We start from the raw sequence: 1,291 nt of genomic DNA on the forward strand, positions 1-1,291 counted from the left end.
AACCGGCGGCGTGGGCCCAGACCGCACCCAGCAACCATGCGGCGGACTCCGACACTGCCTCCGGTAATGTCGCAGGGCCATGACGGACAGCCCGGCCGACGCCACCCCCTACGAAGTCCTCGGCGTCCCCGCGACGGCTGACGACGACGCGCTCCGCCGCGCCTACCGGCGGGCGGCCCGCGAGACGCACCCCGACCTCGGCGGCGACGCCCAGCGCTTCCGCCAGGTCCAGCTCGCATGGGAGCGCATCGGCACGCCGGAAGCCCGGCGCGCGTACGACATCGGGTCCCGCGCGTCGACTTCGTTCGGTGCTTCCGGCTCCACCGGCAGGGGCGACACCGGTCGCGACGCCTACGCACCCCCGGCAGCGCGTCGTGACACCCGCCCCCGGGCGCGGTCCCACGGACACCCCGGTGGTCGGTCGCGCGAGGTCTTCCTGCAGGCCGAGCGCGAGTGGGTCGGCCTCGGCGACCCCATCGAAGACCCCTACGACCCCACGCTCATCCGCTCCGCGCCCCGGCACATCCGACGGCTGCTCGCCGAGGCCCTGGCCGAAGAGGCGACCGCCCTGATCGTCTCCGACATGGGGATCGGCGTCACGGTGTGGCACGACCTCGACGCCGGGGCCGAGGGCAAGCTCGACCACGCCGTCCTGGCCCCGAGCGGACTCTGGGCCGTCGAGTCCATCGACTGGGGCGCTCCGGTCCGCGTCGAGCACGGCGAGATCGTCGGCGAGACGCTCGCACCGGGGGAGCGACCTGTCAAGGAACTCGTCCGCGCCGCCCGCGCCGTGCAGAAGCAGACCCGGGTTCGGTTCTCCGGGCGGCTGCTCGTCGTGCCGGACGCCGCCGTCACCGAGGACGTGCAGCTCGTGGGCTCCCCGAAGAAGCCCACCGCGCTCGTCGTCCGTCGCAGTGCGCTCGCCCAGGTGCTGGGCGGCGTCTGGTCGCCGGCCGGTTCCGTCGACGTGTTCGAGATCCGCGACCGCCTGCAGCAGACCGTGCGCTTCGTCTGATGTCCGCGTCGCACGTCGTGATCGAGATCGGCGGCTGGGAGCACGAGTGCTGTGGCCCGGCCGTCGAGATCGGCGACGCCGTGGAGTACTGGGTCGTCTCCGCGGACGGAGCACGGCGGTTCGGCGAGGTCCGACACGACTCGGCGCGGACACAGTCGATCCGTGGACGGGTCGTCGAGCTGTACGCGGTCGGCCGTGACGGACGGGTGGCGATCGAGCGGGTACCGAGTGGTTCAGCCCTGTGCGGTTCCGACGAGGACGACGACGGTCACCTCG

At 73.1% G+C, this 1,291-nt stretch carries 2 protein-coding genes; both read left to right on the forward strand.

What is annotated here, in order from left to right; genetic code table 11:
• The first annotated feature begins 79 nt into the window (after window positions 1-79).
• Window positions 80-1,015 (forward strand): J domain-containing protein, encoded by a 936-nt coding sequence (locus tag BIU89_RS13545; protein ID WP_071247277.1) that lies wholly within the window; start codon window positions 80-82, stop codon window positions 1,013-1,015.
• The coding region (locus tag BIU89_RS18635) for a DUF6578 domain-containing protein (RefSeq protein WP_071247279.1) at window positions 1,015-1,291 on the forward strand (277 nt) is incomplete at its 3' end. The genes BIU89_RS13545 and BIU89_RS18635, both read left to right, overlap by 1 nt.

Source organism: Curtobacterium sp. MCBA15_005 (genome assembly GCF_001864855.1).
Lineage (GTDB): Bacteria > Actinomycetota > Actinomycetes > Actinomycetales > Microbacteriaceae > Curtobacterium > Curtobacterium flaccumfaciens.